The organism is Microbacterium sp. STRO-1N, from assembly GCF_057748015.1.
Genome location: NZ_CM173234.1, coordinates 3,809,710 through 3,826,106, shown reverse-complemented (window position 1 = coordinate 3,826,106; position 16,397 = coordinate 3,809,710). Strand labels below are relative to the sequence as shown.

The 16,397-nt window shown below is 69.0% G+C and carries 14 protein-coding genes; 9 read left to right on the top strand and 5 right to left on the bottom strand.

Annotation, left to right across the window (positions count from 1 at the left end):
- The first annotated feature begins 140 nt into the window (after positions 1–140).
- The 6 genes from AC3ANJ_RS18485 (at position 141) to AC3ANJ_RS18460 (ending at position 8,961) form a co-directional block, all read left to right on the top strand.
- Entirely contained in the window at positions 141–2,501 is a 2,361-nt protein-coding gene (locus AC3ANJ_RS18485; RefSeq protein ID WP_488317587.1) for a beta-xylosidase/alpha-l-arabinosidase, read from the top strand.
- Positions 2,498–3,475: an ABC transporter permease gene (locus tag AC3ANJ_RS18480; protein WP_488317586.1), complete on the top strand. Its 978-nt coding sequence runs from the start codon at positions 2,498–2,500 to the stop codon at positions 3,473–3,475. The genes AC3ANJ_RS18485 and AC3ANJ_RS18480 overlap by 4 nt, the downstream gene beginning before the upstream one ends.
- Entirely contained in the window at positions 3,469–4,419 is a 951-nt protein-coding gene (locus tag AC3ANJ_RS18475) for a carbohydrate ABC transporter permease (protein WP_488317585.1), read from the top strand. The genes AC3ANJ_RS18480 and AC3ANJ_RS18475 overlap by 7 nt, the downstream gene beginning before the upstream one ends.
- Before the next feature lie 69 nt (positions 4,420–4,488).
- Positions 4,489–6,150 carry an ABC transporter substrate-binding protein gene (locus AC3ANJ_RS18470; RefSeq protein ID WP_488317584.1) on the top strand — a complete coding sequence of 554 codons (1,662 nt, stop codon included), beginning with the start codon at positions 4,489–4,491 and terminating at the stop codon, positions 6,148–6,150.
- 64 nt (positions 6,151–6,214) lie between these two features.
- A complete protein-coding gene (locus AC3ANJ_RS18465) occupies positions 6,215–6,910 on the top strand; it encodes a DUF624 domain-containing protein (RefSeq protein ID WP_488317583.1) in 696 nt (231 codons plus the stop codon).
- Positions 6,907–8,961 (top strand): beta-galactosidase, encoded by a 2,055-nt coding sequence (locus tag AC3ANJ_RS18460; RefSeq protein ID WP_488317582.1) that lies wholly within the window; start codon positions 6,907–6,909, stop codon positions 8,959–8,961. The genes AC3ANJ_RS18465 and AC3ANJ_RS18460 overlap by 4 nt, the downstream gene beginning before the upstream one ends.
- Here the strand turns inward: AC3ANJ_RS18460 and AC3ANJ_RS18455 are convergent.
- Positions 8,939–9,736, bottom strand: a complete 798-nt coding sequence (locus AC3ANJ_RS18455; protein WP_488317581.1) for a GAP family protein — start codon at positions 9,734–9,736, stop codon at positions 8,939–8,941. The two genes, AC3ANJ_RS18460 and AC3ANJ_RS18455, sit on opposite strands and share 23 nt — an antisense overlap.
- A 108-nt stretch (positions 9,737–9,844) precedes the next feature.
- Between AC3ANJ_RS18455 and AC3ANJ_RS18450 the strand changes: the two genes are divergently transcribed.
- Entirely contained in the window at positions 9,845–11,032 is a 1,188-nt protein-coding gene (locus tag AC3ANJ_RS18450) for a sensor histidine kinase (RefSeq protein WP_488317580.1), read from the top strand.
- A complete protein-coding gene (locus tag AC3ANJ_RS18445) occupies positions 11,029–11,694 on the top strand; it encodes a response regulator (protein WP_488317579.1) in 666 nt (221 codons plus the stop codon). The genes AC3ANJ_RS18450 and AC3ANJ_RS18445 overlap by 4 nt, the downstream gene beginning before the upstream one ends.
- A gap of 12 nt (positions 11,695–11,706) precedes the next feature.
- Here AC3ANJ_RS18445 and AC3ANJ_RS18440 read toward each other — a convergent pair whose 3' ends face one another.
- On the bottom strand, positions 11,707–12,933 hold the full coding sequence (locus tag AC3ANJ_RS18440) for an MFS transporter (protein WP_488317578.1): 1,227 nt from the start codon (positions 12,931–12,933) through the stop codon (positions 11,707–11,709).
- Positions 12,934–12,992: 59 nt separating this feature from the next.
- Here AC3ANJ_RS18440 and AC3ANJ_RS18435 point away from each other — a divergent pair, with 59 nt between their 5' ends.
- Positions 12,993–14,051, top strand: coding sequence for a LacI family DNA-binding transcriptional regulator (locus tag AC3ANJ_RS18435; protein ID WP_488317577.1), 1,059 nt, complete (start codon positions 12,993–12,995; stop codon positions 14,049–14,051).
- Positions 14,052–14,254: 203 nt separating this feature from the next.
- Here AC3ANJ_RS18435 and AC3ANJ_RS18430 read toward each other — a convergent pair whose 3' ends face one another.
- Genes AC3ANJ_RS18430 through AC3ANJ_RS18420 form a run of 3 tightly spaced genes read right to left on the bottom strand, consistent with a single transcriptional unit; the run spans position 14,255 to position 16,375 of the window.
- Positions 14,255–15,757 (bottom strand): hypothetical protein, encoded by a 1,503-nt coding sequence (locus AC3ANJ_RS18430; protein ID WP_488317576.1) that lies wholly within the window; start codon positions 15,755–15,757, stop codon positions 14,255–14,257.
- A 40-nt stretch (positions 15,758–15,797) separates the two neighbouring features.
- Complete coding sequence (locus AC3ANJ_RS18425) at positions 15,798–16,166, bottom strand: type II toxin-antitoxin system death-on-curing family toxin (protein WP_488317575.1); 369 nt, start codon at positions 16,164–16,166, stop codon at positions 15,798–15,800.
- A 2-nt stretch (positions 16,167–16,168) separates the two neighbouring features.
- Positions 16,169–16,375, bottom strand: a complete 207-nt coding sequence (locus AC3ANJ_RS18420) for a ribbon-helix-helix protein, CopG family (RefSeq protein WP_488317574.1) — start codon at positions 16,373–16,375, stop codon at positions 16,169–16,171.
- Positions 16,376–16,397 lie beyond the last annotated feature (22 nt).

Sequence of the window (16,397 nt, the reverse complement as noted above, 5' to 3'; positions counted from 1 at the left end):
ATCGGAGGACCACTGCCACCCTGCGTTTTCAGGCCAAAAGTCGGGATTGACGGGAACGGCAACAAACTCTACGGTCGAAATGAACATTTCTTTCGAGCCACGGCTCGATAGTTTCGACATCGCACATCGAAGTGAGACACATGATCGATCCATCCCCGATGACGCGGGTGACCGGCGCCTGGCACGACCAGACGCTTCCGGCCGCCGAGCGGGCCAGCGCCCTCGTCGCCGAGATGACTCTCGAGGAGAAGACGAGCCAGCTCGTCGGACTCTGGGTCGTCGCGGATGCCTCCGGGGGCGACGTCGCTCCCTTCCAGAACGAGATGAGCGACGCCGGCGTCACGTTCGACGGTGTGATCGAGGACGGCCTCGGCCAGCTCGTCCGCCCGTTCGGGTCCGACCCGATCGCTCCGGACAAGGGCGTCGAATCACTTGCCCGCGCACAGCGTCGGATCATGGCGGCCAACCGCTTCGGCATCCCCGCCCAGGTCCATGAGGAGTGCCTGGCCGGCTTCGCCGCCTGGCAGGCCACCGCGTACCCTGTGCCGCTGTCGTGGGGTGCGTCCTTCGACCCTGGGCTCGTCGAGGAGATGGCCGCGCAGATCGGCACCTCCCTTCGATCCGCAGGCGTGCACCAGGGGCTCGCGCCGGTGCTGGACGTCGTGCGCGACTATCGCTGGGGTCGTGTGGAGGAGACGATCGGCGAGGACCCGTACCTGGTCGGCGCCGTCGGTGCGGCATACGTCCGCGGCATCGAATCGACGGGCGTCGTCGCCACCCTCAAGCACTTCGCCGGGTACTCCGGATCCCGCGCGGCGCGCAATCACGCGCCCGTGTCGGCAGGGCCGCGTGAGATGGCCGATGTCTTCCACCCGCCCTTCCTGACGGCGTTGCGCGAGGGCGGCGCCCGATCGGTCATGAACTCGTACGCCGAGGTCGACGGCGTCCCTGCCGCGGCCGATCGCACAGTGCTCACCGAGCTGCTGCGCGACGACTGGGGTTTCGACGGCGTCGTCGTGGCGGACTACTTCGCCGTCGCGTTCCTGCGCACTCTGCACCGCGTGGCCGAGAGCGACGGCGAGGCGGCGGCGCTCGCGCTCGCCGCCGGCATCGACGTCGAGCTCCCCTCGGTGCACGCCTACGGCGAGCCGCTGCGGGATGCCGTGCGCACCGGCCTCGTCGACGAAGCGCTCGTCGACCGCGCTGTGATCCGCGTGCTCGCTCAGAAGGCCGAGCTGGGACTCCTCGACGAGGACTGGGCGCCGGATGCCGCGGACGACGTCTCGTTCGACACGGCGGAGCAGCGCGACACCTCGCTCCGGCTCGCCCGCGAGAGCGTGGTGCTCCTCGCCAACGGCTCCGGCATCCTGCCGCTGGCGCCGGCCTCGCGGGTCGCCCTCGTCGGCCCGCTCGCCGACGATCCGTTCGGGATGCTGGGGTGCTACTCCTTCCCGCTGCACGTCGGCGTGCGCCACCTCGACAAGCCGGTGGGCATCGACATCGCGACGGTGCGGGCGGCGCTGGAGCGCGCGCACGGCGGAACAGTCGCGCATGCGGTCGGCTGCGACGTCATGCGGCCAGGACGCGACGGCTTCGACGAGGCGGTGGCGGCGGCCCGCGACGCCGATGTCGCGATCGTGACGGTGGGCGACCGGGCGGGTCTCTTCGGCAAGGGAACTTCGGGCGAGGGCTGCGATGCCACCGATCTGCGTCTCCCAGGTGAGCAGCACGACCTCGTCGAGGCGGTGCTCGCCACCGGCACGCCGACCGTCATCGTCGTAGTGTCCGGACGGCCGTACGCGCTCGGCGCCTTCGCCGGCCGTGCCGCGGCGATCGTGCAGACGTTCTTCCCCGGCCAGCTCGGCGGACAGGCGATCGCGGAGGTCCTGACCGGGGCGACGAATCCGTCCGGACACCTCCCCGTCGGCATCCCGCGGGATGCCGGATCCCAGCCCTCGACCTATCTCGCACCTCCTCTCGGCCGCGCAGATGCGCCGTCGAACATCGACCCGACGCCGCTGTTCCCGTTCGGTCACGGCGAATCCTACGGATCGCTCACCTGGGGCGACGTCTCGTGCGACGCCGTCGAGTGGGCCGTCGACGGCGAGGTGACGCTCGCGGTAGAGGTGTCCAACGAGTCCGACCGCGCCGTCTCCGACGTCGTCCAGCTGTATCTGCACGACGTCGTCGCCCAGGTGACCAGGCCGGTGGCGCGGCTGATCGGCTTCCAGCGCGTGACGCTCGATCCGGGAGAGCGCGCCGCCGTCAGATTCACGGCTCATGCCGATCTCACGTCGTTCACGGGGCTCCGCGGCGAGCGGATTGTCGAACCGGGCGCCGTCGAGCTGCAGATCGCGCGCTCCAGCGCCGACGTGCACCGCTCAGTCGCCCTGCGGCTCGCCGGACCTGCCCGTCGGGTCGACTCCACACGAGCGCTTCTCAGCGAGGCGGCGGTCGAGAGCACCGTCGCTGCGGTCGCCGCAGACGGGAGGATCGGATGACCGAGACGCGAGCCGTCATCACTCCGACCACCGGACGGAGGCGCTGGCTGCGCCGGACCAAGAGCACCAGCAGCCTCACCTGGCGGAAGGCCCTGACGCGCGACTGGCGCCTGTACACGTTCCTCATCCTGCCGCTCGTGTTCCTGCTGATCTTCCGGTACATCCCGATGGTGGGAAACATCATCGCGTTCCGCCGGTTCCGACCCGGAGGGTCGATCCTCGGTGACGAGTGGGTCGGGTTCTACTACTTCGAGGCGTTCATCAACAACGCGCAGTTCTGGCAGGTGTTCTGGAACACCGTGATCCTGGGCACCTTCACGCTGCTGATCTGCTTCCCGTTGCCGATCGTCCTGGCGCTGATGCTCAACGAACTGCGCTCGCGCCGGTTCAAGCGCATCGTGCAGACGATCTCGTACCTGCCGCACTTCATGTCGATCGTGATCGTCGCAGGTCTCGTGCTGCAGCTGACCTCGCTGACCGGGACGATCAACCAGATCATCGACGCGTTCGGCGGCGAGGCCATCCCATTCATGCAGAGACCGGAATGGTTCCGCACCATCTATGTGTCGTCCGAGGCATGGCAGACCGTCGGGTGGGGCACGATCCTCTATCTCGCGGCCCTCACCACGATCGACGACCAGCTCTACGAGGCCGCCCGCATCGATGGCGCCAACCGCTGGCAGCAGACCTGGCACATCACGCTTCCCGGCATCCGTCCCACCATGATGGTGCTGCTCATCCTGAACATCGGGTCGTTCATGGCCGTCGGATTCGAGAAGGTGCTGCTGCTGCAGAACCCGCTGATCTACTCCACCGCCGACGTGATCTCCACGTACCTGTACCGCGTCGGCATCCAATCCGCGCAGTTCTCCTACGCCACCGCGATCGGGCTCTTCGAAGCCGTGATCGGCCTCACGCTCGTGCTCGGCGCGAACTTCATCTCCCGTCGATTGGTGGGTACCTCGCTATGGTGACCGAAATCACTCCCGCAGCAGACGTCCTGCCTCCCAAACCCGACATCGCCGAGGTGAGGCCGGAGCACGGCATCATCAAGGAATCGGTCGGATACCGCGCCTTCCGCGTGGTGAACGCGATCGCGCTGATCCTGATCTGCGTGGTGACGCTGTACCCGTTCATCAACCTCGTCGCCAAGGCGTTCTCGTCCGAGGGCTACATCGCCGCCGGGCAGGTGAACCTCATCCCGGTGGGGTTCAACCTCGAGACGTTCAAGGCCGTGATGGGCGACGGGCTGTTCTGGACGAACTACGGCAACACCGTCCTGTACACCGTCGTCGCGACCATCATCTCGATGTTCCTGACGACGACGTACGCGTACGCCATCAGTCGTCCGAACCTGAAGGGACGCGGATTCTTCGTCGGCATCGCCGTGTTCACGATGTTCTTCGGCGGAGGGCTGATCCCGAACTACATCCTCGTCGCGAGCTGGCTCGGATGGCGCAACAGCATCTGGGCCGTGGTGATCCCGGGTGCGCTGAGCGTCTTCAACCTGCTGGTGATGAAGTCGTTCTTCGAGAACTTCCCCACCGAGCTCGAAGAGGCGGCCGAGATCGACGGACTGTCGACGTACGGCGTCTTCTTCCGCATCGTGCTGCCGTTGTCGAAGGCGGTGCTGGCGACCATGACGCTGTTCTACGCCGTCGCGATGTGGAACTCGTGGTTCGGGGCGTTCCTGTACCTCGACGACAAGGAGCTGTTCCCCGTCACCGTGTATCTGCGCAATCTCATCGCCTCGGCCACCGGCGCACCCGAGATGGCGGTCGCCGGCGAGGCGGCGCAGGTCGCGTCGAACATCCAGGCGGTCACGATGCTGCTCACGGTGCTGCCGATCGTCTGCCTCTATCCCTTCATCCAGCGCTACTTCGTCTCCGGCGTGATGCTCGGCTCCGTCAAGGGCTGATCGCCGACCCTCCCCACCACCCCTGCGTCGAACGACGACGTTCCATACGAATCACAGGAAGAGAACACCATGTTGAAGAAGCACATCCGATCGGCGGCCGTGGCGGGCTTCGCCGTCGCCGCCCTCGCGCTCACCGCGTGCACGGGCAGCGCGGCCCCCGACGAAGACGAGACCGGCGACAGCGCCACGATCGGCGAGGAGCAGTCCGTCGGCGCCATGGAGGAGTTCGAGGCCGGCACGAGCTTCAAGGCCACTGAACCCGTCGACTTCTCGCTCATGTACCGCGACCACACCGGTTACCCGGTCAAGGACGACTGGTCGGTGTTCACGCACCTCGAGGAGGATCGCAACGTCACCTTCTCGCGCACCGACATCCCGATGGCGGACTACGAGCAGAAGCGCTCGCTGCTCATCGGCGGCGGCGAGGCCACGGACATCATCTCGGTCACCTACTCCGGTCAGGAGACGCAGTTCGTCTCGGGCGGGGCCATCCTGCCGGTGTCGGACTACTTCGAGTACATGCCCAACTTCCAGCAGAAGATCGAGGACTGGGGGCTCGAGGAGGAGTTGGAGGCAGGCAAGCAGGAGGACGGCAAGAACTACCTCCTCCCCGGCCTGCGCGAGGTACCCGACATCCAGTACTCCGTCATGATCCGCGACGACCTGTGGAAGAGCGCCGGCATCACCGAGGACCCCGAGACCTGGGACGAGTTCGCCGAACAGCTGGCGACGGTCAAGGCCGCGAACCCGGATCTGCAGTACGCGCTGTCGGACCGCTGGACCGATCAGACCCCGCTCGGCTCGTTCCTCAACGTGATGGCGCCCAACTACGGCACGTCCGCTGGCTGGGGCTATGCGAACACCTACTACGACCAGGATGCCGAGGAGTTCGTGTTCACCGGGGCGACCGACGGCTACCGTGACGTCGTCACCTACGCCGCCGACCTGGTCGAGCAGGGACTGCTCGACCCCGAGATCACGCAGAGCGACGACCAGGCGATCCAGAAGTTCGTCTCCGGCGCGTCGGCGGCGATCTCGGGCAACACGCAGGCGCTGTCGGACTACCGGACGAAGCTGGCGGATGCCGGTAAGGGCGATCTCCCGATCCGGCTGATCTCGGTGCCGGCGGGCCCGGCCGGATCCAACGTCGGCGGCACCCGGTTCACCTCGGGGGTCATGCTCAGCAGCGACGTCGCGGACAAGCCGTACTTCAAGGCCCTGCTGCAGTTCATCGACTGGATGTACTACTCCGACGAGGGCCTCGAGTTCGGGCTGTTCGGTGTCGAGGGCGAGACCTTCGAGCGGGGCTCCGACGGGACCCCGGCGCTCCTCAGCGACATCGGCTGGAGCTCGATCAACCCGGACGCGCCGAAGAAGCTGAACGCGGACTTCGGGTACAGCAACGGCGTGTTCGTGCTGGCCAACGGCTCGTCCGCCGCGCTGACCCAGGCCATGATGACGCCCGAGATCGCCGAGTGGACCGCGGCGCAGCTCGAGGCGAAGGAGGTGCTCCCGGTAGCACCGGCCGCGCGACTGAACGAGATGGAGCTCGAGCAGACGACGCTCGTCGAGACGCAGCTCAAGGATGCCGTTCAGGCGGCGACCGCGGCGTTCATCACCGGCCAGCGCTCGCTCGACGAGTGGGATGCGTACGTGACCGAGATGCAGAGCCTCGGTTCCGACCAGCTCATCGACACCATGAATACCGCACTGGAGCGGACGCAGAAGTGATCCGAGGGGCGGCCGGTCGACTGCGACCGGCCGCCCCCTGGCTCGCTCGAACAGAGGAATCACCATGACGGACACGCGTACCAGGGCCGATGCCGCCGACGAGGTCGGCCGTGGCCCGCTCTCCCGCGGCGCCGCCTTCGTGTACCGGATGCTGGTGCTCGAAGGTCTGCTCGTCGTGGCCCTGCTGCCCTCGCTCGTCGTGGTGCTGCTGCTCGGCCGCGACGCCTCGAACGTCCCCTTCTTCACCCTCGCCCTGCTGCCGCTCGCACCGGCGCTCGTCGCGGCGATCGCGGCGCTGCGGGCCTGGCAGCGCTCGCCGGATCTGTCACCGGCTCGCGCCTTCGTGCTCGCATACCGCCGCGACCTGCTCGCGACCCTGCGCTGGGCGGCCCCGGCGACTCTGCTGCTCGCGCTGCTGACCTTCAATCTCGTTCACCTCGACGCCGTCGCCGGTGGGGCGATGATCCGACCGGTGCTCGTCGTGATCGTGGCGGTCACGATCGTCTGGTGCGGGCACATGACCGCGTTGACCAGCGCATTCCACTTCCGCACGAGGGACGCCGCGCGCATCGCGCTCTCCCGGATGCTGTCGCAGTGGCGCTTGTCCCTCGGCATCCTGTCGCTCGTGCTCGTTGCGGGGACCCTGGTGCTGATGGTGTCCGAGCTCGCCCTGCTCCTGTTCGCGTGGGCGTTCGCCGCCCTCCTCGCCCTGATCGCACGCCCGCTGATCGCCGACGTCACCGAGAGGTTCACCCGATGAGTTCCCCCGCACGCCTTCCCGATCTGGATCACATCGCGTTCGGCGGTGACTACTCCCCCGAGCAGTGGGATCGGGACGTCTGGACCGCGGACTACGAGGCGTTCGATGCGGCGAGCATCACGACGCTGACGGTCGGAGTGTTCACCTGGGCGCTCACACAGCCCGACGAGGACACCTTCGACTTCACGGTGCTGGACGAGATCATCCAGCGCGCGGCCGACGAGGGCCGCAGGATCTGCCTCGGAACGGGGACCGGCGCGCTCTCGCCCTGGATGGCCCGCCGCTATCCGGATGTCACGCGCACCGACTACGAGGGCCGCCGGCACGGATACGGCCAGCGGCACAACGCCTGCTGGAGTTCGCCGAACTTCCGCCGGCTCGCAGCGCAGGCGGCCGGTCGTCTCGCGGAACGGTACGGGTCGCACCCGGCGGTCGTCGCGTGGCACATCGGCAACGAGTACGGCGGGCGCTGCTACTGCGACCTGTGCGCGGCGGAGTTCCGCATCTGGCTGCGCGATCGCTACGGTTCCCTCGATGAACTGAACGAGGCGTGGAACACGACGTTCTGGTCGCACCGCTTCACCGACTGGGACGAGATCGAGCCGCCCAGCGCGCTGACCGAGCACTGGGGCGGACCGGGCAAGACCGCGTTCCAGGGCATCACGCTCGACTTCGCCCGGTTCTCGACCGACAACGCGATCCGGCAGTACGCCGAGGAGAAGGCGGCGATCCGGGAGCACTCCGATCTGCCCGCCACGACGAACTTCATGGGGTTCTTCGGTCCGCTCGACTACCACCGCTGGTCCGATCACCTCGACTTCGCCTCGTGGGACAACTACCCGCGTGCCATGGACGAGCCGTGGAGCATTGCGCTCGCGCACGACCTCATGCGCGGGTTGAAGGACGGTGCGCCGTTCTGGCTCATGGAGCAGACGCCGTCGGTCACGGCATCCAGGGATGTGAATCCGGTCCGCAGGCCAGGGGTCATGCGGCTGTGGTCGTGGCAGGCGGTCGCACACGGTGCGGATTCGGTCCTGTTCTTCCAGATGCGCCAGTCGCGCGGGGCGTGCGAGATGACGCACGGCGCCGTGCTCGATCACTCCGGCCGTCTGGACACCCGCACCTTCCGAGAGGTGGCCGGCCTCGGCGGCGAACTGGCGGCGCTCGGGGACCGAGTGCTGGGCGCGCGCACACCGGCGCGGTGCGCACTGGTCGTGGACTGGGACTCCTGGTGGGCGGTCGAGATGGCGGACGGCCCGAACCGGCTGCTGCGCTATCTGCCGACCATCCAGGAGTGGGGCCGCGCGTTCTGGGATGCCGGGGCGCAGGTCGATGTCGTGCCGGTGACGGCGGGTCTCGCCGGCTACGACGTCGTGGCCGCTCCCCTGCTGCACATGATCAAGGGCGACTTCGCCGAGCGGCTCGAGCAGGTCGTCGAGCGCGGCGGGACGGTCATCACCGGCTGTTTGTCCGGGCGCGTGGACGAGGACGACCGCCGGTTCCTCATGGACGCCCCCGGTCCCCTGGCCGGTCTCTGCGGCATCCGGGTGGCGGAGACGGATGCCGCCGATCCGGAGGTCGCCAACCGGATCGTCTTCGCGGAGGAGACGACCGAGGGCCGCTACGTGTTCGAGGTGCTGATCGCCGAGGATGCCGAGGTGATCGCCCGCTACGGCGACGACTTCTACGCCGGTGAACCAGTCGTGACGCGGCGCACCGCGGCATCCGGCGGGCAGGCCTGGTACCTCGGCACCCAGCTCGCGCAGCCGGGCCTCGCGCGTATCGTGCGATCGGCTCTGGAGCGCTACGGCCTCGTCGGGCCGTATGCGGACGTGCCTGGGCTGGAACTCGCGACGCGGGTCGCGCCGGACGGCGAGCAGATCGACTTCCTCCTGCACCACGGACCGGATGCCGTGACGATCGCGCTGCACACCCACGGCACGGATCTGCTCACCGGAACCGAGTACGACGCCGGTGCGCAGGTCGAGCTGCAGCCGACAGATGTCCTGGTGCTCGCCGGTCGAGACCTCAGCCGTCCCCGAATCGACTGAGCAGATCGAACAGTCCGAGCTCGGTCGCGGCGGCACGAGCGATGAGGAATCCGAGGATGCCGATGATCCAGGCGGTCGTCTCACCGGCGGTGCGCTGCATCCACGCGGCGAAGCGCTCGAGCGGACCGCTGATCGCGCGGGCGGCGACCAGGCGCACCAGGAGCAGGACGAGCGCGGGGACGATCATCACCAGGCAGTAGCCGACGAGCGCGAGGACGCGGGCCGGGGCATCGACGCCGGAGTCCGCCAGCATCGTCATCGCGACGATGTAGGGCACCATCGTCGCGACCTCCACGATTCCGGCCGCGATGGCCACCGACACGAGAGCCCAGCGCGTCGCGCCGGGGGCGAGCAGCCTCTCGCGCCACCGCGTGATGCGACCGGGTGCGACGGCGTCCGGTGCTGATTCCGGCGTGCTGTCGGGGCCGCCGCCGACGGCCACCGCCTGAACCTTCTGCTTCGAGGACGTCGGGATGAAGAAGGACCCGACCAGCAGGGCGGCGCCGACGAGCAGCCGGAGAGTCGCCCCGGCCGGTGACGACAGCAGATCGGCCGCCACATCGACGACGTTCACCAACCCCCACAGGAACAGCAGCCCGACGGCGAGATAGAAGGCCGCGATCGTGGAGAGGTAGAGCAGCACCCGCCCGACACGCACCCGTCCCGGTGCGAGCAGCAGGAACACGGGGATGAGGAGAGTGCCGATGCTCAGGCTGTCCAGCAGGGCGAGCGCGACGAGCGACAGCAGCATCGGGGCTCCGGCGAAGATCTCCATGCGTCCAGGATTCCGGCGCTGGTGCCGCGGCGGATCGGGCGAAGGTCGTGATCCGCGCTCATCCCTTGGTCGGATGCGGGCGTCACGAGTGCGTGGTTGCATGGTGTGATGCACGGGAGGGAGCGGTCGCAGCGCGGCGCGTGGTACCAGCGCCATCGGTGGCTGCTGGACCCGCTTGCGATGGCAGCGCTCAGCGTCGTCTTCGCGGCGCTCGGCTTCCGCGGGATCTGGGGGCCGTTCTCCGTCGCAGGTTCCGAGCTCTCGTCGTGGTGGGCGCTCGCGTTCGCCCTGCCTGCGTGCGCTCTCGCGCTGGCCAAGCGACGGCATCCCCTGATCGTCCTCGTGCTGGTCAGTGCGCTGTTCATCGCGGACATCCTCACCATCGGCGGAATCGGGACGCTGGTCGTGCTCCTGGACGTCCTGTGGACGGCCGTGTTCGTGGCTCAGCCACGGACGCGCCGCATCCTGTCGTGGCTGCTCGTCGGCGCCGTGATCGTCCTGTTCGTCGCGGCGCTGCTCGCCACCGGAGGCGAGTTCCCCGCCGCATTCGTGATCGCGCTGCAGTTCGGAGCCATCTTCGGCACGGACTACTGGTGGGCGGTCGCCGTGTCGCAGGCGAACGAACTCGCAGAGCTCCATCGGCTGCGCGCCGAAGAGGTCCAGCGCCAGGCGGCGCAGGACCGGGAGTCGGCCGTGCGTCGCGAACGCGAGTCGATGGCTCGAGAACTGCACGACACGATCGCCGGTCATGTCATGGCGATGGCGATCCGGTCGGAGGCCGCGCTGTCCATCGCCCCGGACGAACGTGCGGATCGCGCCGCCCTCCAGGCGGTCCGCACTGCCGGGCTGGACGCCCACACGGCGCTGCGCACGATGATCGCGGTGCTGCGCGACGGCGAGAGCGACCTCGCCGTTCCTCTGGGGCCGGCCGACTGGGACAGAGCCGTCGACGGTGCGCGCCGCTCCGGGCTGGTGGTGCACGCGGGCGCGCCGCCGCTGGGGCTGTCCGCCCCCATGGAGCAGGCGGTGCTGCGGATCGTGCGCGAGGCGCTCACGAACTGCGAGAGACATGCCGCGGGTGCCGTCGTCGAGGTGGAGGTCGACCAGGAGCCTGGGTGGGTGCGGGTCGCGATCGAGTCGCGTGGCGGCTCCCCGCGTGCGCAGGCGACCGGGAGCGGGTGGGGCCTGAGCATTCTCGGCGAACGCGTCCGCGCGCTGGAGGGGACGTTCTCGGCGGGCCCGATCGCGGACGGCTGGTCGGTGCGGGCGGCCATACCGGACGGGACACAGCCATGACGGCATCCGTGACGGTGCTCGTCGCCGACGATCACGCGGCGATCCGCGCCGGACTGCGGATCATGCTGGAGACGCACGGTCTCGTCGTCGTCGGCGAGGCGGCCGATGGCGAGGTCGCGGTGCGCAACGCCGCGGCTCTTCGCCCGGATGTGGTCCTGATGGACTTGCGGATGCCGGGGCGCGACGGCATCTCGGCCACGCGGGAGATCGTCGAACGGGGCCTCGCCGATGTCCTCGTGCTGACGAGCTTCGACGAGGACGACCTCGTGCTCGGGGCGCTCGCAGCCGGCGCGGCCGGGTTCCTGCTCAAGACGGCGGATGCCGAGACGCTCGTGCAGGCGGTCGCCGCCGTCGCAGCCGGCGACGGTGTGCTGGATCCCCGAGTGACGCGGCGTGCGCTCGCCGCCATCGTCGGCGCTGTCGCGCCGGCGTCGGAGACGGATGGTGCGGTCGCCGTCGGGCTCACGGCCAGGGAGCGGGAGGTGTTCGACGGCATCCTGAACGGACTGTCGAACGCGCAGTTGGGTCAGCGGCTGGGGATCTCGGTTCCGACGGTCAAGACCCACGTGTCCAACGTGCTGTCCAAGCTCGGTGCACGCAGTCGTTCGCATGCCGCAGCCCTCGTGCGGTCCGGTGAGGTCCGCGTGCGCGGCGAAGCGTGAGACGATTTCCGCTCAGCGCACCGGCGTCTTCTCGGCTTCCGTGAGCGGGCGGGCCGCACCGGATGCGAGACCGGATGCCGCGACCAGCGCCACGAGGATGTACAGCGTGTTCAGCAGACCGATGTGCTCGCTGATCAGGCCGAGAATCGGCGGGCCGCACAGGAACGCCGCGTAGCCGATCGTCGCGGCGGCGCTCACGCGAGCCGCTGCCTTGGCAGGGTCGTCCGCCGCCGCCGACATCCCGAGCGGGAAGCCGAGCGAGGCGCCGACGCCCCACAGCGCTGCACCGAGGAACACGAGCGGCAGCGTCGGCGCGAGGATGAACAGCAGGATGCCGCCCGCCGCCGACACGGCGAGCACGCGCAGCACCAGCACGCGGCCGAAGCGGTCGACCAGCGGACCGCCGAAGATGCGCACCGTCGTCATCGCGATCGAGAACACTGTGAGCGCCAGCGCGCCGTTCTCGGCGCCGAAGCCGTGATCCTCGCTGACGCCGAGCGCCAGCCAGTCGTTCGCGCCGCCCTCCGCGAAGGCCATGCCGAGCATGACGATGCCGAGGACGTACGTGCGCGGCTCGCGCCAGGCCGACAGCGCGACGTGCATGCGCTCGCGCCAGTGCGGCTTCTCCCCCGGCTCGGCCGGGTCCAACGTCTCCTCGCGGTTCGGGACGTTCGCGATGCTGACGAACGCCGTGATGAGGATGAGCACGGCGACGAGCCCGGCGTGCGGGGCGACCTCGACGTCGAGCTTCGTCGCGGCCCATGCGGCGCCGGCGCCGATCACCGTGCCGAAGCTGAAGAACGCGTGGAACAGCGGCAGGATCGTCTTGCCCGCGTGCTGTTCGATCGCGGTGGCCTCGACGTTCATCATGACGTCCAGGCAGCCGTTGCCGAAGCCGAACAGCACGAGACCGATGATGACGACGGGGAACGACCCGAGCACGGTCGCTCCGATACCGATGAGCGCGATGCCGATCGCGAGCGTGATGAGCAGTCCGAGCATTCCGCGCCGGGCGCCGGTGCGGGCCATCACGGCGGGGCTCGTGGAGATCCCGATGATCGACGCGATGCCCATGCCGAGCAGCAGCAGGCCGATCTGCGCGTTGTCGATGTCCAGCGCGGACTTGATGTCCGGCACGCGTGCGGCCCAGGTCGCGATCGAGACGCCGCTGGCGAGGAAGATCGCGAAGATCGCGTTGCGCCATCGCACGTACTGCGATCGGGTGAGTTCGGCATCCATGCCTACAGCGTATCGAATCGATTCGAGCGCTGGAAACCCGGCCCGTATATCCTCGGAGGATGGACTCAGTTCCCCGTCGTGCGACCATTGCCGATGTCGCGCGCGCCGCCGGTGTCGCACCGTCGACCGCATCCGTGGTGTTCAGCGGAAAGGCGCAGGTCGCCGAAGCCACCCGCGAGCGGGTTCTGGCGGCCGCGGCATCCCTCGGCTACGCCGGCCCCGACCCGCGAGCGGCCTCGCTGCGCACCGGACGCAGTGGCATCGTCGCCGTCGTCCTGGACGGCCCGCTGCGGACCGTCTTCCTCGACCCCGTCACGATCGCGATGATGGACGGCATCACCGACGGACTGTCCGATCTGGGTGCCGCCGTGCTGCTCCTCCGAGAGGATGCCGCAGACGAGGCGGCCAATCTCGCCAACGCCCCCGTCGACGCCGTGGTGCTCATCGGATGCTCGGGTCGCACGCGCGCGTCGCTGGAGATCGTGCGCGGTCGCGGCATCCCTGTGGTCGTCATCGAGGGGGATGCCGGCGACGGAATTCCCCAGATCACGCTCGATAACAGGGAAGCCGCGCGCGACGTCGCCCTGCATGTCGACGGGCTCGGCCACCGCGACGTCGCCGTGCTGACGCTGCCGCTGGACAGCTCGCACGGTCGGGGGCCGGTGACGCCGGCGCGTCTCGCCTCCGCCACCGTCGACGTGACGCTGGATCGCCTGGACGGGGTGCGCGAGGTCTTCCCCGATGCGCCGGCGATCTCCGCAGCGCACAGCTCCATCGACGAGGGCGTCATCGCGGGCCGCGCACTTCTCGCCGATGAGGAGCACCGCCCGACAGCGGTGCTCGCGCAGAGCGACCTGCTGGCGGCGGGCGTCATCCGCGCCGCCGAGGAACGCGGGCTGCGCGTGCCGCAGGATCTGAGCGTCACCGGCTTCGACGGGGTCACGGTGGATGGTCTCGGACGGCACATCCTCACGACGTCGGTGCAGCCGGCGACGCAGAAGGGCAGGGCTGCGGGGGAGCAGGTCACACGGATGCTGCGCGGCGAGAGCACGGCCTCGCAGCACCTGACCTGCCGGTTCCGCGCCGGGACGACGACGGCGACCCCGCCAGCGCGCTGACGCAGCCCGCTGACGCAGCCCGCTGACGCAGCAGGTGTCGCGTATGGTCGCCTGCGGGCGCGGGAGGCGGTCACATGCGGCACCTCCCGCGCGGTCTCGCGGGTGCCGAGTGAGCGAGGGGTCCCGTGTGGTCGCCTCGGGCGGCGTGAGGCGGCCACATGGGACCCTTCGGTGGGGCGCCCCGCCAGCGCGCTGACGCCGGCTCAGGAGTGCGGGAAGCCCAGCGGGACCTCTTCGGGATCGAGGTCGTAGATCGCGTAGCGGCCGCACTCGATGACGTTCACCTGCATGGCGCCCAATGAGAGCTCCCAGCTCAGCGTCTGGTCGTCGACGATCAGGAAGCTCACGGCGGTGGTGTCGAAGTCGCGGCGGTTCACCAGCCACGAGTAACCGTTGAGCTGATGATCGACCTGCACGAGCTGCGACGGATCCTCGAGGTGCAGCTTCGGCAGCCGCACCGTCCAGAACTGACCTGCGCCGGACTGGTCCGAATCGTCGATCCAGTCGACGACACAGGCGAGGTCGGCATCCGGCGCGGTCGCGGCGGAGACGACCCTCGGCACGCTGAGCCCGGCTCCGACGAGCAGCAGCACGGCGACGACCGCGGCCGTGGCCTTGGCGATGACGGGGGACAGGCGTGAGAGGGTCTTCGGGTCCGCGACGAGCGCGAGCAGGGGTGCGAACACGACCGGCTCGAGGTACCGTGCCGCGTTCGTCCCCAGGGCGATCGCGCCGATCACGACGAGGAGCGGCAGCACCCAGGCGGATGCCGCGACCAGCCGCTCTCCTCGGGTGGAAGCCCGCACGGTGCGGAGCACGGCGAGCACCACGAGGCCGGTGACGACCACTGCCCCAACCCAGCCCAGCGGCGTCGAGAGACGCTCGAAGACCAGTTCGCCGTAGTAGGCGGCGGACTCCGGCCACAGCTGTGGTTTCGCGTATCCGAGACCCGAGTTCTCGATCCATGCCGTGAACGGAATACGACCCAGAAGCCCGACGGCTGTCCCGCTGGCGAGCCACCACAGCAGTGCGAGCGTGCGGGCGCGATCGTTCGCGCGCAGCGCGGCGAACCCGAGGATCGCGCCGAGCGGCACGGTCGCCCACACCAGATACAGCGGGTTCGAGAGCGTCGTGACGGCGGCCACGATGCCGAGGGCGGCGAGCATGCCGCGTCGGGGGCTGCTCCGATCGCACACACGCCGTGCGATCCCGATCGCCGCGATGACGGCGATCACGGTAGCGGAGTAGTAGGTGGTCGTGAGCAGCAGCGACGCGATCTCAGCCGACTCGCGCGCTGCGCTGGTCTCGCTGACCGCGATCACCCCGAACGCGGCGACGGCGGCGAGCGACCACGCGACCGGCGCCCTGCCCGGCGCACGTCGACCCGCGACGAGTCGCACCGCGCCGTACAGGGCGATCACGTTGATGATCGCGTTCACGAGCAGCAGTGCGTCGATGCCGAGGGGGAGCGCCAGTCGCAGCAGCGCGAACATCGCCGACTCCGGGAGGAACAGAACCGTGGACATCGCCCAGTCCCACCCCTGACCCTCGAGGATCGAGCGGACGAACATCGGCACGACCAGCGAATCGCCATCCCGCAGCAGCAGATCTCCGCGGGCGGTCGATGCGACCTGTCCTGTGACGATCGCCGCGATCGCCGCAGCGCCGAGCCAGCCGAGGAGTTCGCGCAGCCATCCGTGTCTCACGGCATCCACTCTCGCATGCCGGTCTCTGCGGAACGTCCGTTCAGGCCGAGCGCGTGTGCGAACGGAAGGCTTCGGCGATCTCGTCGAGATCGAGTCGGCTCTGCGCGACGGCGAGCACGAGATCGAAGGCTTCGTCATTCGTGAAGGTCGTCGTCACGTCGTTGATCCGCAGGAACGCGAACGTCAGGTAGAGCGAGAGGCGCTTGTTCCCGTCGAAAGGCGGGTGGTTCTGCGCGAGCGAGCTGATCAAGGCCGCTGCCTTCATCTCGAGCGTCGGGTAGGCATCGACGCCGAACATGCTCGCGGACGGTCGAGCGAGAGCCGAGAAGAGCAGTCCCTCATCGCGGACATGGAGTCCGAGCCGAGCGACGACGGCCATCGCCTGCTCGGGCTCGATGTACTCGGTCACAGTCAGGCGTCTTCGAGCCGCTTGATCGTGTCCGCGTACTGCTCGCCGATCTCGTCGATCGCTTCCAGGACGCGCGCCGTTTTCGACTCGGTGTCGGTATACCGTGTCACGGCCTCGAGCAGTGCGGCGTGCTTGGACACGTGGCGCGCGCGCGCGACCGCCTCAAGCCGCGCATCCAATTCTGCCGGGAGCCGCACCGTCATAGCCATACCAAAATGGTACCACTCTTGT